Genomic DNA, 22766 nt, shown 5'->3' with positions numbered 1-22766 from the left:
GGGAATAATCAAATGGCAAAAATTGAAGAGCTTTCTCAAATATTAGCCAATCAGATTGCCGCTGGAGAGGTAGTGGAGCGACCTGCTTCAGTTGTTAAAGAATTAATAGAAAATGCTATTGACGCAAATAGCACACAGATTGATATATTTATTGAAGAAGCAGGTCTTAAAACTATTCAAGTTATTGATAACGGAGATGGTATTGAAAGTGATGATGTTCTTAATGCTTTTAAGCGTCATGCTACAAGTAAGATTCATAATAGAGAAGATTTATTTAGAATTCGTTCTTTAGGTTTTCGGGGAGAGGCTTTACCGAGTATTGCCTCTGTGTCTGAAGTGACACTAGAAACGTCGACAGGAGAAGAAGGGTCATTTGTCTTTTTATCAGGAGGTGAGCTTAAGGAACAAAAGCCTCATTCTTTAAGAAAAGGAACTAATTTGACAGTGAGCCAGCTCTTTTTCAATACACCAGCTAGACTGAAGTATGTGAAGACTCTACAAACTGAAACATCAAATGTGATTGATGTGGTCAATCGATTGGCAATGAGTCATCCGAGTATTGCCTTTAGATTAGTTCATGATGGTAATCAGTTGCTAAAAACACTAGGGAATGGTGATTTAAAACAAGCTATTGCGGGTGTTTATGGTGTAGCGACTGCTAAGAAAATGATGCAAGTTACAGGAGATGATTTAGACTTTAAGTTAGTGGGGTATGTGTCATTACCAGAAGTCACAAGAGCTAGCCGTAATTATATTTCTATTATGATTAATGGCCGCTACATTAAAAATTTTGCTCTTAATAAAAGTATTGTTGAAGGTTACGGCTCTAAGCTAATGGTTGGCAGGTTTCCTATTGCTGTCTTATCTATTGAAATGGATCCACTTTTAGTAGATGTGAATGTTCATCCGACAAAACAAGAGGTGAGGCTAAGCAAGGAAAAAGAATTAGTGGAGTTGATTAAGCGAAGTATCTCCAGAGCTTTAGGTGAGGAAGTTTTGATACCTCGAGTTAACGACACTAAACCTTTTAGAAGAGAAGTAGAGTCAGAGAGTACTTTAGAGCAGACAAGTTTATCTTTTCATTCTACCAAAGAAAAATTGACGCCAAAAATAAAAGAGACTAACTTAGCTTATGATTCTAAAACAGGTGATTTTTATCTCAAAAATGAAGAACAAGTATCACCTTCTTTTGTTGAGAAACCACAAGAAGATTCTGATTCACTAAAACCTTTTACTGTACATGAAGACATACGTTTAGCAAGTGAGATAGACCAAACTGTTCATTCACTCAAAGATGTCCCAGTTATTGAAGCTGATCAATTAGAACCTATTGAAGAGGATATACCTAGTCATGAGTTTCCGGATTTAGAATACTTTGGACAGATGCATGGCACTTATTTATTTGCTCAAAGTAGGGAGGGTCTCTATATTATTGATCAACATGCAGCCCAAGAACGAATTAAATACGAATATTTCAGGAAAAAGATAGGTGAGGTGACTGATGATTTACAGCAATTACTTGTACCAATTGTGCTAGAATTTCCAAAAGATGAATACTTTCGTATTAAAGAAAACATAGCTGTTTTTGAAGAGGTGGGAATTGAACTTGAAGACTTTGGTAAGCAAAGCTTTATCGTACGCTCACACCCGACTTGGTATGAGCCAAACCAAGAAGAGGCCGCTATTCATGAAATGATAGCTATTTTCTTAGAGGAAGGTAGAGTAGATGTAGCCAAGTTTAGAGAAGACACAGCGATTATGATGAGTTGTAAACAATCGATTAAAGCTAATCATCATTTAAATGATATCCAAGCAAGATCCTTGTTAGAGGAGCTTAAATTATGTGATAATCCCTTTAACTGTCCTCATGGTAGGCCTGTTTTAATCCATTTTAATAATCAAGATATGGAAAAATTATTCAAACGAATTCAAGATCCACATTAAGGAGATGATAAGATGATTTTAGCTTCACAATCACCAAGACGAAAAGAATTATTATCAAAAGTGACAGGTCATTTCACTATTGCTCCAGCTAACATAGATGAAACGGTAGATATTAATGAAACACCAAAATACTACGTTGAGCGAATGGCTAAAAATAAGGCTGAAAAAATCAAAGAATTATATCCTGATGAGGTGATTATTGGGTGTGGCACAACAGTTGTACTTGGTGATACCATTTTAGGTAAACCAATTGATGATCAAGATGCCTATGCCATGTTATCTTCTTTAAGTGGTAAAACACATCAAGTGATGACAGCAGTGTGTGTCATCACACCAGAAAACGTATATGAGCACACAGAGATAGTAGATGTTGTGTTCTATGAATTAGAAGATGGACATATTAAGCAATATATTAAATCTGGTGAGGCTAGTGATAAAGCAGGTGCTTACGGGATTCAAGATCAAGGGAGCTTATTTGTAAAATCAATTTCTGGTGATTATTTTTCAGTTGTTGGTTTACCGATTGGTTATTTAAATCAATTATTTACTGAGTTAGGTAGGTGAGAAGATGACAAATCAAGATGACTTAAGAAAACGATTAACACCGATTCAATATCAAGTAACTCAAGAAAATGGAACAGAGTATCCTTTTACAAGTGAATACGATGCTTTATTTGATGAGGGGATTTATGTGGATATTGTCAGTGGGGAACCTCTATTTTCTTCCCTAGATAAATATGATGCAGGTTGTGGGTGGCCTTCATTTACAAAACCAATTGTTACTTTAAAAGAACTAGAAGATACTAGTTTGACTCGTGTTAGAACGGAAGTAAGAAGTGAGCAGGCCAACTCTCATCTAGGTCATGTGTTTCCTGATGGCCCAGTAGAAGCAGGTGGTTTACGTTACTGTATTAACGGTGCAGCTTTAAAGTTTATCCCAGTATCAGAGCTTGAGAGTCAAGGCTATAAAGAGTATTTAACTTTGTTTAAATCTTAAATAAAAAGATGGAGCTGTACTAAAAGTCAGCTTCATCTTTTTATTAGCTATACCTGAAAAGTCTATTGTGGTACAATTTATGGGAACATGCGTACGGGAAAAGGAGATTATTATGTTTGAATATATGACAGGGGCAGTGACATTTATCAGCCCATATTACATTGTGTTAGATGTTAATAATATTGGTTATCAGATTGCTGTAGCGAATCCCTTTCGCTACTCTAGCAAGTTAAATCAGGAAATTAAAATCTATATGCATCAAGTAATTCGAGATGATGCCCACACCTTATATGGCTTTTCATCTTTAGAGGAAAAACAATTGTTTCTAAAAGTGATTAGTGTATCAGGGATAGGGCCAAAAAGTGGTCTAGCTATTATGGCTTTAGATGATCATGTAGGTTTAGTCAATGCTATTGAGTCACAAGATGCTACGTATTTAACTAAATTTCCAGGTGTCGGGAAGAAAACAGCTCAACAATTAATTTTAGACTTACAAGGTAAATTAGATGATGTGGCCATTGATTTAGTTAAAACACCAGTGGCAGGCTCACAAGAAAAACTATTTGCCACAAGTACTTCTCCTTATCTAGATGAATCCCTTGAGGCACTAAAAGCTTTAGGTTATTCTGAAAGAGATATTAAACGAATTAAGGGAGAGCTTGAAAGTCATCATGATAAAACAACAGATGAGTATTTGCGTATTGGTTTAAAATTATTAATGAAAAAATAAGGAGGTAAACTTACGTGGAAGAAGAACAACGTATTGTCTCTTATGAAAGCCACGAGCATGAGATGGAAGATGTGGCAGAGAAAAGTTTACGACCAAGCACCTTATCCCAATACATAGGGCAAACAAAAGTCAAAGAAGAGCTTCATATTTATATCAAAGCAGCTAAGCAAAGACAAGAGGCTCTAGATCACGTATTATTATACGGACCACCAGGGTTAGGGAAAACGACTATGGCCATGGTTATTGCTAATGAAATGGATGTTCAAATTAAGACGACTAGTGGTCCAGCCATTGAGAAACCTGGAGATTTAGTAGCAATATTAAACGAATTAGAACCAGGAGATGTGTTGTTTATTGATGAAATTCATAGATTACCTCGTGTAGCAGAAGAATTATTATACTCTGCTATGGAGGATTTTTATGTGGATATTATGATAGGTCAAGGGCCAACTTCTCATCCTGTTCATTTTGAATTACCTCCCTTTACTTTAGTTGGGGCCACTACAAGAGCAGGCATGTTATCAGCACCTTTAAGGGATCGTTTTGGTATTGTGTGCCACATGGAATATTATGAAACAGAGGATTTAAAAGAAATTGTCCTGCGTTCTGCTGATATATTTGATGTGACTATTGAGGAAAGTGGTGCATATGAAATTGCTTTAAGATCAAGAGGAACCCCTAGAATTGCTAATCGTTTATTAAAGCGGGTGAGAGATTTTGCTCAAGTAAAGAGTGAGGGGCTTGTGACGGATGAAATTGCTGATGAGGCTCTAAAGATGTTACAAGTGGATCATAAGGGATTAGATTATGTGGATCAAAAACTATTAAAAGCTATGATTGAATTATATGACGGTGGTCCGGTAGGGTTGACAACGATTGCAGTTAACATTAGTGAGGAGCGGGAAACTGTTGAGGATATGTATGAGCCATATCTTATTCAAAAAGGTTTTATCAAGCGAACGTCAAGAGGAAGAGTAGCGACTTATCTAGCTTATGAACATTTAGGATACGACTGGAAGGAATAAAATTAAATAATTATTAAATGACTTAAGAAACGAAGGGTTATTATTAGAACTTTCTTATGTTTTAAGGTATACTAGATGTATCATGAGATTAAGAAAGGGTTTGACAAATATGAAAAAATCAAACGTAATTTTAGGAATCGCAGTGGGAGTAGCAGCAGGTTATGCCTATGCTGTATGGAAAAAAATGCAAGAACCTCAATGGAACAAACAATCTATTAAAGGTCATGCAGAAGAATTCGCAGGACATGTCTTGCATAATGATGACTTAGCAAGAGAAGGTAAGATGGATCAAGTGATTGGTGCTTCTCGTGCCGTTGCTAATGATATTACAAAACAAACATCTCAAATCATTGATGATGTGATTGGTACTGGAACAAGTATGATGGTTAAAGGTAAATTAGATGAAGTTGAAGGCAAACATAGTGGCGACAAAATCTTAAAAACAAAAGGGAATGTCGAAGAAGTAGTAGGTGCAACACAGTTTACTAAAGAAAAAATCGACAACCATTTAGAGAAAAAACACGAAGCACATCAAGATAATAAATAATAAATGAAAAAAGAAAGCTAGACAGCTTTCTTTTTTTATTTGCGTCTAGAGCTTGAATGCCATTTTTTTACTTGTTGGCGCTTGATATAGGCATCATGCTTTTTGTGAGTAGGTTTTTCTTTAAGTGAATTCTTGGAATAAATATTAATAGTGGAAACTAATAAATCGAAAATAAGTAGGATCCCTAAACAGAAAATTTCTAGAAAAATAATGACAATTAATTTTTGGAAATGCTCTGGTAAAAAAGTTAAATCCAGTAAGGGAATACAAAATGAGTAAATATTAATTGATAACCAAATCATTGCCGTAAACAGCACTCGCCCCAAATAAATTTCTCTAATATTGTTATTAGGATCAATCTCATCATTAGTAAATAAACTATTAGAAATATTAGATGTCGTTAAAAGTAGAGACAAAGCAGTTAGTGATACGGGAAAATATGAAGCTATTTTCACATCTTTTAAGTCAAAAATAAAAAGAGCGCAAATGAAAAAAACTAATAGAATAATATTTTTTGTTGTTGTAAAAATCAAAGGGTATGCCTTTTTTATCAAAGTATGAATGGCTTTTCTATTTGAGTCGATTCGTTTTAGCTTAGCGTTACGACTAGTTTTGACTAAAATATACCAAAATACTAAAAAGATGAAGAAGGTGAGAGCTTCGTAAATACTAGATTTAAACATATTAAGTTCATATCTCCTTTAACAAGTTTTTTTTATTATACCAAATAACTATCTTTTTATCTTCTACTGTCTTGATGGATATATCTTTTTATTGGAAATATATGAGTTAATACTTGGGACTATTTTTATTTTGAGATAAAGATGATAGAATACTACAGAAAGCTTTTTTGAAAGGAAATAGGTGTTCAAGATGACATTAAAGACAACAGATTTTGATTTTGATTTACCAGAGGAGTTGATTGCTCAAACACCTCTAGAAAATAGAGCAGCCTCAAAATTATTAATCTTAGATAAAAAAACAGGTCAAATAGAAGACAAAGAGTTCCCAGCGATTATTGAGGAGCTGCACCAAGGAGATGCTCTTGTCATGAATAATACTCGTGTGTTACCTGCCAGACTTCACGGAGAAAAACCAGAGACAGGTGGACATTTAGAAGTACTTCTTTTAACAAATACAACAGGTGACACATGGGAGACGTTAATCAAGCCAGCTAAACGTGCTAAAAAAGGAACAGTGATTTCCTTTGGTGATGGTAGGTTAACAGCTGTGGTCGATGAGGAGTTAGAGCATGGTGGCAGAATTATTACGTTTTCCTATGACGGGGTATTCCTAGAAATATTAGAATCTCTTGGAGAGATGCCACTACCTCCTTATATCAAGGAGCGTTTATCTGATAGCGAGAGATACCAAACAGTTTATGCTAAGGAAAATGGTTCAGCAGCAGCCCCTACTGCAGGACTACATTTTACACCAGACATTTTAGAGAAAATTCAACATAAGGGTGTGAAACTAGTCTATTTAACTCTTCATGTAGGCCTTGGAACATTTAGACCTGTGAGTGTGGATGATTTAGATAATCATCATATGCATAGTGAATTTTATAAATTAACTAAAGAATCGGCTGAGACTTTAAATGAGATTAAGAAAAATGGAGGCAGGGTTGTTGCTGTGGGAACGACATCGATTCGGACTCTAGAAACCATTGGCACTAAATTTGATGGTAAACTTGAAGCAGATAGTGGTTGGACAGATATTTTTATTAAACCAGGTTATAAGTTTAAAGTTGTGGATGCTTTTTTAACTAATTTCCATTTGCCGATGTCAACACTCATTATGTTAGTCAGTGCTTTTGCAGGAAAAGATAATGTCATGCATGCCTATAAACACGCTGTAGCTCAAGAATATCGTTTCTTTAGCTTTGGTGATGCTATGTTTGTAAAATAGAGAGGAAGATAAAAAAATGACAGAACCAGCGATTAAATATCGTTTAATAAAAAAGGAAAAACATACAGGAGCTAGATTAGGTGAAATTATTACACCTCACGGAACATTTCAAACGCCTATGTTTATGCCAGTAGGAACGCTTGCTACAGTTAAAACTATTGCACCAGAAGAATTGAAAGAGATGGATGCTGGTATTATTTTAAGTAATACTTATCATCTATGGTTACGTCCTGGTGAGGATATTGTAGAAGAGGCTGGTGGCTTACATAAATTCATGAATTGGGACCGTGGTATCTTAACAGATTCTGGTGGATTCCAAGTCTGGTCACTTTCAGATATGCGTCAAATTGAAGAAGAAGGGGTTCATTTTAGAAATCATTTAAACGGCTCTAAAATGTTCTTATCACCAGAAAAAGCGATTAATATTCAAAATAAATTAGGACCAGATATTATGATGAGTTTTGATGAGTGTCCTCCTTTTGAAGAGAGTCATGATTATGTTAAAAAATCGATTGAAAGAACATCACGCTGGGCAGAGCGTGGGTTAAAAGCTCATAAAAATCCAGATCGTCAAGGCTTATTTGGTATTATTCAAGGAGCAGGATACAAAGACTTACGTGAGCAAAGTGCGAAAGAATTAATTGGGATGGACTTTCCAGGTTACTCAATTGGTGGATTATCTGTAGGTGAGCCTAAAGAAGAGATGAACCGTGTTCTAGAATACACAACGCCTCTAATTCCTGATGATAAACCAAGATATTTAATGGGTGTTGGGACAGCTGATTCTTTAATTGATGGGGTAATCAGAGGAGTTGATATGTTTGATTGTGTCTTGCCAACACGTATTGCTCGTAATGGTACTTGTATGACAAGTCAAGGTCGTTTAGTTGTAAAAAATGCTAAGTATGCCCGTGACTTCAGACCTCTTGATGAGAAATGTAACTGTTACACTTGTCGTAATTATTCTCGTGCTTATGTTCGTCATTTGATTAAATGTGATGAAACATTTGGTATTCGTTTAACGTCATATCATAATTTATATTTCTTAACAAATTTAATGAAACAAGTTCGTCAAGCTATCATGGATGACAATTTATTAGAATTTAGAGAAGCGTTTTTCGAAGAATATGGTTTTAATAAAGAAAATGCTAAGAATTTCTAAATTTTGTTAAAATAAGTATAGTTAATTGGTTAAAAATTTGTTACAGTTATCTGTGAATAAGAAAAGTGAGGTGTAAGCATGGGAGGATTAGCAAATTTTTTACCACTACTATTAGTTTTAGGTGGGATGATGTTTTTTATGAATCGTACTCAAAAGAAACAACAAAACCAACGCCAACAATTATTAGATAGTGTAAAACCAGGAAGCGAAATCATCACGATTGGTGGATTATACGGTATTGTCCATGAAATCGATACAGATAAAGGAACAGTCACAATTGATTGTGAAGGTGTTTATTTAGAATTCGAACGCGGTGCTATTAAAAATGTAAAACCAAGTGATACCCCAGTAGCAGAAGTTGTGACAGAAACAGTGACAACAGATGTTGCAGATGACACAGTAGTGGAAGAAGACACGACTGAAGTTATTGAAGAGCAAGTAGAATCAGAAGAAAGCAAATAAGCTTTCTTCTTTTTTTATAAAACCCATGTGATTTTTTTATCAATCATAGGGATATCTTTCTTTTTATAAGGTTATTTCAATATGTTTATTTCTAAAACAAACCTTATTTAAACAACGAAGCGCTTCGGAAAACGTATTCATTTTGTTAAAGTGGAAAAAATCACAAAAAGATGTTTACAAAAGGATCGATATGTTGTATATTTTGTTTGTGAAGTAAATAACGAATTTTTCTGGAGGGTATTATTTTGAAAACAAAAGATAAAAAAGTTGACGTAGTAGTAGAAGAGACGATTACTGACAAGATTGACCAATTAGTTGCTAACGCACAAGTTGCCTTAAAAGAAATGAAAACATTCGACCAAGAAAAAGTGGATCATATCGTTCATCAAATGGCCATGGCAGCTCTAAATGAGCATATGCCTTTAGCTAAAATGGCTGTTGAAGAAACTGGACGTGGTATTTATGAAGATAAAGCGATTAAAAATATGTTTGCCTCAGAAAGCATTTGGAATAATATTAAAAATGATAAAACTGTAGGTGTCATTAGTGAAGATAAACAAAAAGAAATTATAGAAATAGCTGATCCAGTAGGTGTAATTTGTGGGGTAACACCGACAACAAACCCGACATCAACTACTATTTTTAAAGCGATGATTGCAATTAAAACTCGTAATCCAATTATTTTTGCTTTCCATCCATCAGCTCAAAAATGTTCAGCAGAAGCAGCACGAGTTGTTCGTGATGCAGCCGTTAAAGCGGGTGCTCCAAAAGACTGTATTCAGTGGATTGATACACCATCTATTGAAGGAACAAATGGTTTAATGAATCATGAGGGTGTAGCAATAGTTCTTGCAACAGGTGGGTCTGGTATGGTCAAGGCTGCTTATTCAACGGGTAAACCAGCTCTTGGGGTGGGTCCAGGTAACACACCAGCTTACGTTGAGAAGTCAGCTAAAATAAAACGAGCTGTTAATGATTTAATCGTGTCTAAATCATTTGATAATGGGATGATTTGTGCATCAGAACAAGGTGTCATCGTTGATTCAGAAATTTATGATGATGTGAAACGTGAATTTGAAGCACACCAAGTTTATTTTGTTAAACCTGATGAATTAGAAAAATTAGAAAACGCTGTGATGAATGAAGCTAAAACAGCTGTTAATCCAAAAATTGTAGGTCACTCAGCTGTCTCTATTGCAAAAGATGCTGGTATTAATGTACCTGAGGGAACAAAAATTTTAGTAGCAGAACTTGATGGGGTAGGACAAGATTACCCATTATCAAGAGAGAAATTATCTCCGGTCTTAGCAATGATGAAAGCTGAGAACACAGAGCATGGTTTAGAGTTATGTGAAGCAATGTTACGTTTAAACGGAGAAGGACATACAGCAGTCCTGCATTCTGAAGATGAGGATTTACACTTAGATTTTGGACTTAGAATGAATGCTTGTCGTATTCTAATCAACTCACCAGCAGCTCAAGGTGGTATTGGTGATATTTATAATGAAATGATTCCATCATTAACATTAGGTTGTGGCTCTTATGGTAAAAACTCAGTATCTAAAAACGTGACGTCAGTTAACCTAATTAACACAAAAACTGTAACGAAACGGAGAAATAATATGCAATGGTTTAAATTACCTGAGAAAATCTATTTTGAGTTAAATTCTCTACAATATTTACAAGATATGGATGATATTGAACGTGCGTTTATCGTGTGTGACCCTGGTATGGTGGAATTAGGCTATACGGACCGTGTAATCAATGAATTGATGAAACGTGAGAAACCAGTAACCTTTGAAGTGTTCTCAGATGTTGAACCAAACCCTTCAACAAATACAGTGTATGCTGGAACTGAGCAGATGGCTAAATTTGAACCAGATACTATTATTGCTATTGGTGGTGGTTCAGCAATGGATGCAGCTAAGGGTATGTGGTTATTCTATGAACATCCAGAGACAGAATTCTTTGGAGCAAAACAAAAATTCTTGGATATTAGAAAACGTGCTTATAAAATTCCAAAAGCTAAAAAAGCTAAAATGGTAAGTATTCCAACAACATCAGGGACAGGAGCTGAAGTAACACCATTTGCAGTTATTACTGACAGTGAAACACATGTGAAATACCCACTAGCAGATTACGCCTTAACACCAGATGTAGCGATTATTGATCCACAATTTGTATTAAGTGTACCGGCTTCTGTAACGGCTGATACTGGAATGGACGTGTTAACTCATGCTCTAGAATCATATGTATCAGTGATGGCAAGTGATTACACTCGTGGATTAAGTTTACAAGCAATTAAGCTAGTCTTTGATAATTTAGAAGATTCAGTGAAACGACCTAATTTAGAAAATCGTGAAAAAATGCATAATGCTTCGACAATGGCTGGTATGGCATTTGCCAATGCTTTCTTAGGAATTTGTCACTCAATCGCTCATAAGATTGGTGGAGAGTATAACATCCCACATGGTCGTACGAATGCTATTTTACTGCCACATATTATTCGCTATAATGCTAAAGACCCATCAAAACATGCTATCTTCCCTAAATATGATTACTTTAGAGCAGATCAAGATTATGCTGATGTGGCTAGGTATTTAGGTCTAAAAGGCGATACAAATGAGGAACTAGTAGCAGCCCTTGCTGAAGCTGTTTATGATTTAGGTGTTCGTTGTGGTATTGATATGAACTTAAAAGCACAAGGTTTAACTCAAGAAGTATTAGATAACACAGTTGATCGTATGGCAGAGCTTGCTTATGAAGATCAATGTACAACAGCTAATCCAAAAGAGCCATTAATTAGTGAACTAAAACAAATCATTATTGATGCTTATGAAGGATAATCTTTTATGAAAGTTGCTGATAGAAACGTTTCGTTTCTATCAGTTTTTTTGTCTATAGCCTCATTTTATTAATTTTTTTGAAACATGTCATAGATTTATGGCTAAATAAAAGGAATAATGATAGAATAAGACGGATGTATATTCAGTTATAGAAGAATTTTGAGGTGAAGAAGTGAAAAAGTTTAATTCAAGTCGAAATATTATTATTGCCATAACTGTTGCAGTAATTATTGTATTACTAGTGACGTTTAGTGCTATTCAGAGAAATGATAAAAATAAAAGTATGCCAGGTCAATCACAAATCAACAACGCTGTTGCTCAGATTGATAAAATTATCAAGGCTCCATTTAGAGGCTTAGAAAATGGCGTCAGAAGTATTAATAATTTATTTAATACTTACTCTGAAAATGAAGCATTAAAACGTCGTATGGATCATAGTTTGACGATTGAAACAGAATTAGCAGATCAAAAAGCTGAAAATGAGAAACTAAAAGAACAGTTAGACTTATCTAAGACATTAACTGATTATGAAACAGTTAATGCTAATGTGATTAATCGCTCTCCTGATAGTTGGCAAGATGTTTTGATTATTGACAAAGGGACAAAAGATGGTGTCGAGGTTAATATGGCTGTCATGGGTAATAAAGGTTTAGTAGGACGTGTGATCATTGCTGAAGCCAACAGTGCTAAGGTAGAACTATTAACGACTCAAAACCAAAATACTAACCATTTTCCTGTTAAAATTAACACAAACGGTAGTAAAAAAGCCTATGGTCTGATGGAGTCGTACAACAGTAAAACAAATACGTTAGTTGTCTCTCAACTGACAACAGTTGAGGATGTTAAGAAGGGTGATGCTGTTGTAACAAGTGGTTTGGGTAGTAATTCACCAGAAGGATTAGTTGTTGGTGAAGTGACAGAAGTTAAAAAGAGCAAAACAGGTTTAGATTCAGAAGTATTAGTCACACCTGTTGCAGATATGTATGATGTAACACATGTGACAGTTATTAAACGCTTAGTCGGAACAGGAGAAAAATAATGAGCGAATCAAAATATTTCTCTTACTATCTACCAATCTTATTGTTTATCACGATGTTAGTAGATGCGCATATTAGTAGTGGATTGATGAGTTTGTTTGCTGTACCTATGACTTTTACTAGTAATTTAACCCTTCTATTATTTATGTTTTCAACATTTAAAGTAGGCAAAGTCTATTTAACTAGTTGGGCAGCTGTTATTGGCTTGTTGTATGACTCATACTTTTATAATGTTATAGGGATTAATCTGATTTTATATCCTTTACTAGTTTTATTGATGTATCTTTTGTTTGAGCATGTTATTCCTAATACATTTACATTGATATTAAGTTTTATCGTATTTGTGACATTATTATCCATCGGTAGAGTTTTATTATTAACAGCCTTTAATTTAACGAATACAACGTTCTTAGACTTTTTTACTAGAAATTTAACGCCTACCTTGTTGATTAACACACTCTATATCACATTGTTTGTTATTCCATTATCTAAATTATTCGGATTAAAAAAGAAAAAGAAGGCACGTTGAAATACTTTTGTAACATTTCTATTATATGAGTGACATGTAGGTGTGTTACAATGACCTTGTCGTTGAAATTAAAAGTTAAATTAATCAAGAAAAATACATTTGAAATTACTAGAAGATATCTATTACATGGAGGAAAATAAAACGTGAAAAAGAAAATTCTATCAACTTTATTATTAAGTAGTATTGTTATAACATCAACATCTGGTGCCTTTGTTGCACAAGCAGCAGATGCTAATTCAAAAATTGCTGAGCAAGACCAAAAAATTAGTGCTTTAGCAAGTCAAGAAGCACAGGCTCATGAGCAATTAGCTTCTATTCAAGAAAACATTTCATCTATTCGTGAAGAAGCAGAATCTCTACAAGGTGAACAAGCAAAATTAAGTAAAGAAATCACTTCATTAAATGGTGAAATAAAAGATTTAGAAAAACGTATCCAAAAACGTGATGCATCTATTAAAGAGCAAGCTAGATCTGTACAAGTAGATTCAGCAAATTCTAACGTTGTAGATTTAGTTTTAAATGCTGATTCTGTATCTGATGCTGTTACTAAAGTAGTAGCTGCTACTCGTCTAGTAGGTGCTAACAACTCAATGATGAAAGAACAAAAAGCAGATAAAGATGCTGTTGTTGAGAAAAAAGAAACTGTTGAAAAAAAAGCAGCAGTTGTTCAAGAAAATGCTGTAGCTCTAGAAGCTAAAAAAGGTGAGTTAGAGGACCAAGAATTAGCACAAAAAGCAGCTGTAAGTCAAATTTCAGCTGAAAAAGCAACTGAAGAAAGTAAAAAACAAGAATTTGTAGCTGAACAAAAAGCTGCAGAAGCACAACGTGAAGCACAACGTCAAGCAGCTGAGAAATCAGAAAAAGCAGCTAAAGAAGCAGCTAAACAAGAAGTTGTAAAAGAAGAAGCAACTAAAGAAGAAACTGTAAAAGAAGAAACAACAACATCATCAGTTGTAAAAGAAGAAGCAACTAAAGATGAAACTGTAAAAGAAGAAACAACAGTATCAACTCCAACAGATGAAACAAGCGAAAATACAAACAACAATAGTTCAGAAGAGGTTGTGAATACAAATAACAACGATAACTCTTCTACAACTCAAGATAATGGCGATTATGAAGTAGAAGAAGAAGTATCAACACCAGCACCATCAGCACCATCAACACCATCAACACCAGCTCCAGCACCAAAACCATCAACACCAGCACCACCAGCTGCAAATGGTAGTGCAGTAGTTGCTGAAGCTTATAAATACATTGGTGTTCCATATGTATGGGGCGGAAAAGATCCAAGTGGATTTGACTGTTCAGGTTTTACTTCTTATGTATATCGTCAATCAACTGGTAAAGAAATCGGTGGTTGGACTGTACCTCAAGAAAGCGCTGGAACTCAAATATCTCTAAGTCAATTAGAACCAGGAGATTTAGTATTCTGGGGAGCTAGAGGAGCGACTCATCACGTTGGTATTTATGTAGGTGGTGGACAATATATCCATGCACCACAACCAGGTGAATCAGTAACAGTTCAAAGTATTTCAGCATGGTCTCCAGATTTTGGAGTACGTGTAAACTAAGAAATTATTTAAAAAGGAATGACTTAATTGTCATTCCTTTTTTTGTCTTAACTTAACTTTTTTTGGCTCTTCGTCAAATCGTGTTGATATTTAAAAATTGATAAAATAAGGGCATTAGAAGAAGGGGGATTTTTCCTCCTTCTTCTTTTTAATTAAATTGAAATGATTGACCTTGAATAAGGAAAATCCGTCGCTTAAAAGTTAAGAAATTTCGGTAACCATAGGCTGTTGGTTTGATAGCTTTGATTCGGTTGTTAATTCCTTCTAAAAAACCATTTGAATAAGAATAATTTAAAGCATTGGTAACAACCTTGCCTGAAGGTTTGGAATGTTTTGAACTTGGCTTTAAATTCCTTAGGAAGCTCATTAGAGATAGGATGGGTTAATTCTAAAAATAAGTCTGAATCCTTTGTTTCATAAGCATATTTTAACTCTTGTATATAATCATATGCGATTTTTATAGTTGAGTTATAGGAAAGAAGTTCTTCAATGACACCAACTTGTGTCATACTTTTATTGAAAAGAGGATAATTACTATATGTAGTGGCACTTAATTGACTAGAGTCTTTTAAAAATAGTTTCCAATATTTTTTTATTCTCCGGTATTGTTTTGCTTCTTCATTATCATAACGTTTTAATTGATTCATTTCTTTTATTCTTAGTTGATTAAAAGAACGATTGATATGCTGAATGATATGGAATCTATCTGTCACAATTTCTGCATGTGGAAATACAGTTTTAAGAAGGCCACCGTAGTTGGCATTCATATCCATGACGAGAAACTTCACTTTTAACCGCTCTTTTCTGGAGTATTTCAGGAAGTACTTAATAAGAGAGAAGAGGCGTCTATCTGGTAAAATATCAATAATCTTTTTACTTTCAGCATCAGCACAAATAAAGCTCATACCAGATTGACATGACTTAGTTGATTTAAATTCATCGATACATAGTACTTTTGGTAGATGTTGAAAGTTGGTTAGACAGTGGTTGGTAAAGTCGTATAAAACACGTTGTACCGTGTTATCAGAAACATGATGGAATCTAGCAATCTCTTTTCTTGAACGATCTTCTTTCAAATCTAAGGCGATTTGATACTTTAATGTTTTCGATATATGACAATAGTCATCGACTAACGCAGTATCAGCACTGAATGTTGTATGACATTCTTTACATAGATATCGTTCTCTTTTAAGTTCTAAATAAGTTGTGATCCTATTAAACTCTGGTAGCTGTGTTTTAGTAGTATAAGTACCATTTTTAACACACGTATTCTGATGACAAGAGGGGCATATTCTGTCTGGAGACGTTAGTCTTCCCCTTATTATATTTGAGCGTCTACCTCTAATAGTAGCCTCAGTTAACCAATCTTTTTCAAAAATAATAGATTTGTCTGTTAAATTAAGTCATTTTCTAGTATGATTATCCATGGGAACATCCTCCTGATAATTTGGTTTTTGTCGACTTTATTTTATCATGTTTGGATGTTCCTTTTTGTATTTAAAAACAAAAAATCGTGTTAATGGAAACTATCCATCAACACGATTTATTATAGACCCATTTATTTTAATCCAAGAGGCTAGGTTAGATATTATCATTTAGTTATACATAATTATTCATGTAGAAAAATAGAGGCTGGATTTTAAGCTAGCCTCTATTGAAATGTTATACATATGGTTTGGTTAATTCTAAAAATTCGTTGACGTCTTTAATAATGATATCAATACCAGCTTGCCAGAAGTCAGGTTTAGTTAAATCAATACCTAAATGTTTTAGAGCTAGTTCTTCTGTTGTCATAGACGCAGTATCACGTAGTAAAGCAACATATTCATCTTCAAATGACTTACCTTGTTTTGCAGCATGAGCATAGATACCTAGACTAAATAAGTAACCAAATGTATATGGGAAATTATAGAAAGGTACGCTATCAATGTAAAAATGTAATTTGCTTGCCCAAAAATGTGGATGGTAAGATTCAAGAGAGTCTTTATAGCTTTCTTTTTGAGCTTCTAACATTAAGTCAGTGATTTCTGTATCTGTCAGTACTTTATGTTTTCTTGCTTCATGATAGTTATTTTCAAAAATAAATCTAGCATGGATATTCATAAACATGGCAATCGCATTTTGAATTTTAATATCTAATAAATTAATTTTTTCTTCTGTTGATGAAGCTTGTTTAAGTGTCGCATCAGAAACAATCAATTCAGCAAAGGTACTAGCAGTTTCTGCCACGTTCATAGCATAATCTTGGCTTATTGCAGGTAAATCCCACATAACGTGTGAGTGGTAAGCATGTCCTAGTTCATGAGCTAGAGTAGATACTTCATTCACTGATTCTCCGTAAGTCATAAAGATACGTGACTCCTGACTTTCAGGAAATCCAGTGCAATAACCACCAGGGCGTTTTCCAGGACGATCTTCTGCTTCGATCCAACTTTTTTCAAATGTCATTTTAGCAAAATCAGCCATTTTAGGACTAAAGTTATTAAAGTTCTCTATTATAAAATCTGCTGCTTCATTAAAAGTATAACGTTTTTCTTCAAAATCACCTAAAATAACAGGAGCATCTTGATCTTGCCACTCCATTTTTTCTTTTCCAAACAAATTAGCTTTTCGTGTTAAGAAATCAACGAATGGTTGTTTATTAGCTGCGATAGCATCCCACATAGCAGTCAATGTTTTTTCTTGCATACGGTTGTATTCTAAAGGAATTTGTAAGTGATCTGTGATACCATGAAGTTTATTATTTGTTAGACGGTACCCATCAAGGTGATTTAAGGTATCTGCAAATAATGGTGCTTGCTGAGACCAAACTTCCTCCCACTTGTCAAATAAACGTTTACGTGTATCACTATCAGCACTGCTCATCATTTTATTAAAAGCCTGTCCAACAGATAGTTCAATAACTTCACCATCTTCTTCAAAAGGAATGGTAATATTGGCTACAATCGTATCGTAATGTGTACTCCAAGCATTAAAGCCATCTGTGGAAAGTTGGTTAATGATTGTTTCTTCTTCTTCACTTAACAAACGTTTGCCAGTATGTCTTGTTTCTTCTAGATTAAAAGTAACTCCTTGTTTTTTTGCAATAGGTGTTTCTAGAAGTTGAGACCAAGTAGCATCAGGCATAGAGGTAAGTTTCTTCGTCAGTAAGACTTCAGCATTTTGAAAACCAGTATGTTTAGTGTATAATCCAGCAAGTAAACTACCAGCTTCTTTGTTAGAGACATCAGCAGATTGAATGGCATTAACAAAACTAAATGTTTGTCCCAAACCATTTGAAACCTTCTCTTGAACAGTCATGATTATTTCAAATTGTTTAAACTCAGGTTTATCAGTGTCAGGATTCCAATCAGTCACGAGTGTTTGGTATTCTGTAATTTGATCATCCAGAAGTAAAATACGTTGTTTTAGAGCTTCAGATTCGACTCCTCCATCAAAGATTGAGTCTAAATCCCATGTTAATGAATATGTCATAATAGTATCCCCTTTCAATATGTAATTGTTATTATACACTAAAAATTAAAAAATAATGATAAAAATGCGGTTTAATTTAAGAAAACGAGGTATTTATAATGAAAAAACAGTTTAAATCAGGTTATGCTTATTTAATTATTTGCTGTTTGATTATGTTAGTTTTATTTATCAGCTCTTCTCAAACCTATGAACAACAAAATTCAGTCCCTTTTTTAGAAAATTGGTTACCAGGGGAACCTTTTAAAGAAAGTTTATCATCTATTGAATTTTCCTATGCTAATTCGGTAGTGAGTATTAAAACCATGGGTTATGCTAAGTTTATTGAGTTTTTTATTCGAAAAGGAGCCCATTTTTTTACTTTCTTTGTTCTAGGTGGTAGTTTATTTTTAGTGTTAAAACCTAAACTAAAACCAGTGTATTTAGTTGCTATTATCTCTTGGTTTAGCGCCACAGGATATGCTGCTATGGATGAATTCCATCAAATGTTAACAGGAGGTCGAACCCCTTTATTTCAAGATGTGATGCTAGACAGTTCAGGGGCATTAACTGCTTGTGTGGTGTTGTTAATTTGGTTTTTAGTTAGGAAAAAATAGACATTAAAATATGCTATGATATAAGTAATAACTAAAAAGAAAGTAGGGATTTAGTATGGCGGGACATTCTAAGTGGAATAATATAAAAAATCGAAAAGGTGCTCAAGATGCTAAACGAGGTCAAATTTTTCAAAAACTAACACGCGAGATCTATGTGGCAGCAAAAGCAGGAGGGGCAGATCCAACAACTAATCCTTCGCTAAGGCTAGCTCTAGATAAGGCAAAAAGTGCCAATATGCCAAATGATAATGTCACCAGGGCAATTAAAAAAGCGACAACTGCTGGTGAAGGTGAACAATATGATGAAGTTGTTTATGAAGGGTATGGTCCAAGTGGTGTTGCTATTTTAGTTCAAACATTAACTGATAATAAAAATAGAACATCGACAAACGTACGAGTAGCCTTCAATAAAAATGGTGGATCTCTTGGCGAAACTGGTTCAGTAGCTTATATGTTTGATCGAAAAGGTTATATAGCTATTGAAAGAGAAGAACTAGATGTGGATGAAGATGTGATGACGATGAGTGTGCTTGAAGCAGGTGGGGAAGACATTATCATATCAGATGATGTGTTTGAGATTTATGCAGAAGCTAGTGACTTTACTCAAGTCAGGGATGCCTTAGAAGCAGAAGGTTACGTGCTGGCACAAGCAGAATTGACAATGGTGCCTCAAGTTTCAACGACACTTTCTGAGGGTGATAGTGATATTTTACAAAGTATTGTAGATGCTTTAGAGGATGATGATGATGTATCAGAAGTTTATACATCTGCTGAATAATAGGTAAGAGAAATTGAGTAGTTTTGATCATGGTATTTAGTGATTAAAACTACTCAATTTTTTATACAAAAAAATAAAAATTAAATATTTAGCGAATATATTAAATAAGCAAGTAAGTTTAGGGGGGAGGAGATGAAACAACTTGTTAAGCGTTTGATTCATTATGGGTATAAGAACAAAATGAGTGATTTATACATTTTACCAAAGAAAAAAGGATACCATTTGTCTTTTCGTTTTCATTTAGAAATAAAGGATTATGAGTACATAGACAAAAAAACTGGAGAGCAACTTATTTTGTACTTTAAGTATTTAGCAGGTATGGATATTGCTGAAAAGAGAAAAGTTCAGATGGGTTCAACATCAGTTAAGGTGAAGCAACAAACTTATCGTATCCGCTTATCAACAGTCGCCGATTTTTTAAATCGTGAAACATTGGTGATTCGTTTTCTTTATCCAATTAAAACAACAGAAGATATCGCATTTATTGATCAAAAACAATTTGAAAGTCTTAAAACAATGATACCAAGACAAGGATTATTTATTTTTGCTGGTCCTACAGGGTCGGGTAAGTCAACGAGCACTCATTTATTACTACAAGAATTAATTCATTTAAAACACAAACAAGTCATAACAATTGAAGACCCGGTTGAGATTGAAGATGATGATTGTGTTCAGTTTCAAGTAAATGAAAAAATTGGTTTAACTTACCAAGAGTTAATCAAAGTTTGTTTAAGACATAGACCAGATGTATTGTTGATTGGTGAAATCAGAGATAGTGAAACAGCCAAAATGGCAGTTCGTGCTGGTTTAACAGGACACTTAGTATTTTCAACGATTCATGCTATGAATCAAAAAGGTGTATTGATTAGATTGAAAGAACTAGGGATATCTGATCAAGATATTAAAGAAAGTGTGAAAGGAGTGGTTTACCAAGAGATGATTCCTATGAAAAATCATGAATATGGTGTGTTATATGACATATTAGATAATGAGGAAAATAATGAGTGGGAAAAAAACTTACAATTGGCGTATAAACAAGAAAAAATCACTAAAGAAGTTTTGGAAATCTATAAAAAAAGGTGAGAAGTCAAATAGGTTTAGTAAATTAGAAAGACAAAGATTTATGACGCTGTTAGGGGAACTTTTAGACAATGGCTTTAGTTTAGAACAAAGTATTCATTTTATGATGATGGTATCTAAGAAACAAAAAGGGAAGCTTCGTTATATTGAAAAGAGATTACTAAAAGGTGACACGTTAGCAAAAAGTTTAGAAACATTAGGGTTTACGAAAAATCAATTAGCTCCTTTGCGTTTTGCTGAAATTCATGGGGATATGGTTTCTACCTTGAAAAGAATGTCAAAACAAATGAGTGAAAAAGGAAAACAGCAAAAAGATATGCTAAAGATACTAAGTTACCCGGTAACTTTATTGCTATTTTTAGTCTTGATGCTAATAGGTATGAAACAGTTTATCATACCGCAATTATCTAGTTTATCCATGGATCAAGAGTCATCTGCTCCCAAGTCTTTTGCCTGGCTAGATCAAGGGTTGAGGTGGGGTAGTTTGTCTATATTGGTAGGATTACTGACTTTCTTTTTAATCATAAAATATCTAGGTGAAAAATCAGAAGTTATTAAAATGAATTTTTTAGCTAAGACACCTATTGTTGGGAAGTTAGTAACCAGTTATTACACTGCCCTTTTTGCAACAGAATGGGGGAATTTATTATCACAGGGGATGACATTTAAATCTGTTGTTTTAGTGATGGAACAAGATGGGTATTCACCTTTGATGCAAGAGATGGCACGAGAAATTCAAAGGGAAATCGAAAGAGGCTATTTTATGAATGAGCCGATGAAACAGTGGCATTTTTTAACTCCAGAATTGACTTTGATTATCAGGCAAGGAGAGGTAAATGGTAGGCTTGGGGAAGAGCTTGTCATGTATGGGAAAAAAGAATGGGAAACTTTTATTAGTGAGGGGGAGAAAATCATTCAATATCTACAACCAATGACGTTCATTTTAATAGCAGTCTTAATTGTATCTATTTATGGATCACTATTATTACCAATCTATGGTGGAATGGGAGAGTTTTATTGATGATTTTAAAAAAATGGAAAAAAGAAAATGATGGTTTTACTCTTTTAGAGATGTTAATTGTACTATTAGTTATAGCTGTATTACTTATTTTATTTGTTCCTAATTTAACCAAACAACAAGCAAGTATTAATAAACAAGGTGATGATGCTTTAGAAAAAGTTATTCAAACCCAAGCTGAGATGTATTATTTAGATAATTCAAAAAGGGCACAAAGTTTAGATGTGTTAGAAAAAGGCGGGTATATATCCAAAGAACAACAAGAAAAAGCTGAAAAAATAGGTATTACTCTTGAAAAGGATTAAAGATCAACAAGGCTTCACTTTGTTTGAGAGTGTTTGTGTGTTATTGATAGTTAGCATTCTTAGTATCATACCTGTTTTAAAATATACTCAGTGGCAACAACAACGAAGTATTAATCAGCAATTAAATCAATTTGAAAGATTATATGAAAAATGTCAGCAACATGCTATTATGACAGGATTTCCTAGTCTTATCGAGGTAGATAGTAATAGGCAGTCTATTTTTTTTACATATTCAAAAAATGGTAAAAATCAAATGGAGATATTAAATATTGGCAATGGTTTAAGTGTTCAGGTATATAAATTAGAAGGGATAGATAAATTAACGTTATCTAGTTCTACTGGACGTCCTTCATCTCTTATGATATTTACTTTTATTGATGTTGTTAACCAAGTTAGTATCGAATATAAAGTGCAGATGACCAATAGTAAGGTGATGCGACATGAAGAAAAATTGTGAGGGTTTTTTATTATCTGAAGCATTATTAGCTATGTTTATTGTCACTGTAGGGATATTGTTTATGTTGGATAGTCTTATTTTTTTAAGGGAACAAACAAAAAGACAACAAGATATGTTAGAACTTGCTATATTTGCTTCGGAGATAGTCAAATTTGACTTGTCAGAAACAAACGAAGCTGTTCAAGAAAAATGTGAGTTGTTTGGTATTAAGATAATAGAAAGTGGTGATGGTCAATTGATTTTAGAAAAGCAAAATGTCATCCTAGATCTTTCTCGGAAATAATTCATCAAGACAGTGGGTTC

The 22766-nt window shown here is 34.1% G+C and carries 24 protein-coding genes; 20 read left to right on the top strand and 4 right to left on the bottom strand.

All coding sequences use genetic code 11. The annotated features are described in order from the left end of the window. Positions 1-12: 12 nt before the first annotated feature. From mutL to VSF34_RS08945, 6 genes are all read left to right on the top strand, one after another. Positions 13-1944 carry a DNA mismatch repair endonuclease MutL gene (gene mutL, locus VSF34_RS08970; protein ID WP_326716965.1) on the top strand — a complete coding sequence of 644 codons (1932 nt, stop codon included), beginning with the start codon at positions 13-15 and terminating at the stop codon, positions 1942-1944. A 12-nt stretch (positions 1945-1956) separates the two neighbouring features. Further along, positions 1957-2508, top strand: a complete 552-nt coding sequence (locus VSF34_RS08965; protein WP_326716964.1) for a Maf family protein — start codon at positions 1957-1959, stop codon at positions 2506-2508. Positions 2509-2512: 4 nt separating this feature from the next. Next, positions 2513-2941: a peptide-methionine (R)-S-oxide reductase MsrB gene (gene msrB / locus VSF34_RS08960; RefSeq protein ID WP_326716963.1), complete on the top strand. Its 429-nt coding sequence runs from the start codon at positions 2513-2515 to the stop codon at positions 2939-2941. A 112-nt stretch (positions 2942-3053) separates the two neighbouring features. Further along, positions 3054-3671, top strand: a complete 618-nt coding sequence (gene ruvA, locus VSF34_RS08955; protein ID WP_326716962.1) for a Holliday junction branch migration protein RuvA — start codon at positions 3054-3056, stop codon at positions 3669-3671. 62 nt (positions 3672-3733) lie between these two features. Beyond that, entirely contained in the window at positions 3734-4696 is a 963-nt protein-coding gene (ruvB, locus tag VSF34_RS08950; RefSeq protein ID WP_370659287.1) for a Holliday junction branch migration DNA helicase RuvB, read from the top strand. Positions 4697-4805: 109 nt separating this feature from the next. Further along, positions 4806-5243, top strand: a complete 438-nt coding sequence (locus VSF34_RS08945) for a CsbD family protein (RefSeq protein ID WP_326716960.1) — start codon at positions 4806-4808, stop codon at positions 5241-5243. A 35-nt stretch (positions 5244-5278) separates the two neighbouring features. Here VSF34_RS08945 and VSF34_RS08940 read toward each other — a convergent pair whose 3' ends face one another. Continuing rightward, positions 5279-5926 (bottom strand): hypothetical protein, encoded by a 648-nt coding sequence (locus VSF34_RS08940; protein WP_326716959.1) that lies wholly within the window; start codon positions 5924-5926, stop codon positions 5279-5281. 190 nt (positions 5927-6116) lie between these two features. On the opposite strand from VSF34_RS08940, the gene queA reads away from it, so the two are divergent. From queA to VSF34_RS08905, 7 genes are all read left to right on the top strand, one after another. Further along, on the top strand, positions 6117-7151 hold the full coding sequence (queA, locus tag VSF34_RS08935; protein ID WP_326716958.1) for a tRNA preQ1(34) S-adenosylmethionine ribosyltransferase-isomerase QueA: 1035 nt from the start codon (positions 6117-6119) through the stop codon (positions 7149-7151). 16 nt (positions 7152-7167) lie between these two features. Next, on the top strand, positions 7168-8313 hold the full coding sequence (tgt, locus tag VSF34_RS08930; protein WP_326716957.1) for a tRNA guanosine(34) transglycosylase Tgt: 1146 nt from the start codon (positions 7168-7170) through the stop codon (positions 8311-8313). Positions 8314-8391: 78 nt separating this feature from the next. After that, complete coding sequence (gene yajC, locus VSF34_RS08925) at positions 8392-8775, top strand: preprotein translocase subunit YajC (protein WP_326716956.1); 384 nt, start codon at positions 8392-8394, stop codon at positions 8773-8775. 242 nt (positions 8776-9017) lie between these two features. Continuing rightward, positions 9018-11621 carry a bifunctional acetaldehyde-CoA/alcohol dehydrogenase gene (gene adhE / locus VSF34_RS08920; protein ID WP_370659286.1) on the top strand — a complete coding sequence of 868 codons (2604 nt, stop codon included), beginning with the start codon at positions 9018-9020 and terminating at the stop codon, positions 11619-11621. A 172-nt stretch (positions 11622-11793) separates the two neighbouring features. Further along, complete coding sequence (gene mreC / locus VSF34_RS08915) at positions 11794-12660, top strand: rod shape-determining protein MreC (RefSeq protein ID WP_326716955.1); 867 nt, start codon at positions 11794-11796, stop codon at positions 12658-12660. Further along, complete coding sequence (gene mreD, locus VSF34_RS08910; protein WP_326716954.1) at positions 12660-13187, top strand: rod shape-determining protein MreD; 528 nt, start codon at positions 12660-12662, stop codon at positions 13185-13187. The genes mreC and mreD overlap by 1 nt, the downstream gene beginning before the upstream one ends. A 143-nt stretch (positions 13188-13330) precedes the next feature. Next, positions 13331-14758 carry a C40 family peptidase gene (locus tag VSF34_RS08905; RefSeq protein ID WP_326716953.1) on the top strand — a complete coding sequence of 476 codons (1428 nt, stop codon included), beginning with the start codon at positions 13331-13333 and terminating at the stop codon, positions 14756-14758. Between the two features lie 148 nt (positions 14759-14906). On the opposite strand, the gene VSF34_RS08900 is transcribed toward VSF34_RS08905, so the two are convergent. The 3 genes from VSF34_RS08900 to VSF34_RS08890 form a co-directional block, all read right to left on the bottom strand. Then, positions 14907-15017 carry a transposase gene (locus VSF34_RS08900; RefSeq protein ID WP_370659285.1) on the bottom strand — a complete coding sequence of 37 codons (111 nt, stop codon included), beginning with the start codon at positions 15015-15017 and terminating at the stop codon, positions 14907-14909. Then, positions 15013-16050: an ISL3 family transposase gene (locus VSF34_RS08895; RefSeq protein ID WP_326718064.1), complete on the bottom strand. Its 1038-nt coding sequence runs from the start codon at positions 16048-16050 to the stop codon at positions 15013-15015. The genes VSF34_RS08900 and VSF34_RS08895 overlap by 5 nt, the downstream gene beginning before the upstream one ends. A 370-nt stretch (positions 16051-16420) precedes the next feature. Further along, positions 16421-18232, bottom strand: coding sequence for a M3 family oligoendopeptidase (locus VSF34_RS08890; RefSeq protein ID WP_326716952.1), 1812 nt, complete (start codon positions 18230-18232; stop codon positions 16421-16423). 98 nt (positions 18233-18330) lie between these two features. Here VSF34_RS08890 and VSF34_RS08885 point away from each other — a divergent pair, with 98 nt between their 5' ends. The 7 genes from VSF34_RS08885 (at position 18331) to VSF34_RS08855 (ending at position 22746) form a co-directional block, all read left to right on the top strand. Continuing rightward, entirely contained in the window at positions 18331-18825 is a 495-nt protein-coding gene (locus tag VSF34_RS08885; protein ID WP_326716951.1) for a VanZ family protein, read from the top strand. A gap of 55 nt (positions 18826-18880) precedes the next feature. Continuing rightward, a complete protein-coding gene (locus VSF34_RS08880; protein ID WP_326716950.1) occupies positions 18881-19603 on the top strand; it encodes a YebC/PmpR family DNA-binding transcriptional regulator in 723 nt (240 codons plus the stop codon). A gap of 132 nt (positions 19604-19735) precedes the next feature. Beyond that, positions 19736-20686 carry a competence type IV pilus ATPase ComGA gene (gene comGA, locus VSF34_RS08875; RefSeq protein WP_326716949.1) on the top strand — a complete coding sequence of 317 codons (951 nt, stop codon included), beginning with the start codon at positions 19736-19738 and terminating at the stop codon, positions 20684-20686. Then, positions 20604-21704 carry a competence type IV pilus assembly protein ComGB gene (gene comGB, locus VSF34_RS08870; protein ID WP_326716948.1) on the top strand — a complete coding sequence of 367 codons (1101 nt, stop codon included), beginning with the start codon at positions 20604-20606 and terminating at the stop codon, positions 21702-21704. Before comGA ends, comGB begins: the two co-directional genes overlap by 83 nt. Further along, positions 21704-22006, top strand: coding sequence for a competence type IV pilus major pilin ComGC (gene comGC, locus VSF34_RS08865; RefSeq protein ID WP_326716947.1), 303 nt, complete (start codon positions 21704-21706; stop codon positions 22004-22006). Before comGB ends, comGC begins: the two co-directional genes overlap by 1 nt. Next, positions 21993-22463 (top strand): prepilin-type N-terminal cleavage/methylation domain-containing protein, encoded by a 471-nt coding sequence (locus VSF34_RS08860; RefSeq protein ID WP_326716946.1) that lies wholly within the window; start codon positions 21993-21995, stop codon positions 22461-22463. The genes comGC and VSF34_RS08860 overlap by 14 nt, the downstream gene beginning before the upstream one ends. Then, positions 22447-22746, top strand: coding sequence for a hypothetical protein (locus tag VSF34_RS08855; protein ID WP_326716945.1), 300 nt, complete (start codon positions 22447-22449; stop codon positions 22744-22746). Before VSF34_RS08860 ends, VSF34_RS08855 begins: the two co-directional genes overlap by 17 nt. The last annotated feature ends 20 nt before the right edge of the window (positions 22747-22766 follow it).

This window comes from Vagococcus jeotgali (assembly GCF_035918315.1).
In the GTDB taxonomy this organism is placed as follows: domain Bacteria; phylum Bacillota; class Bacilli; order Lactobacillales; family Vagococcaceae; genus Vagococcus; species Vagococcus jeotgali.
The sequence above is the reverse complement of the archived record's forward strand: the minus strand, read 5'-3'. Positions and strand labels throughout refer to the sequence as shown.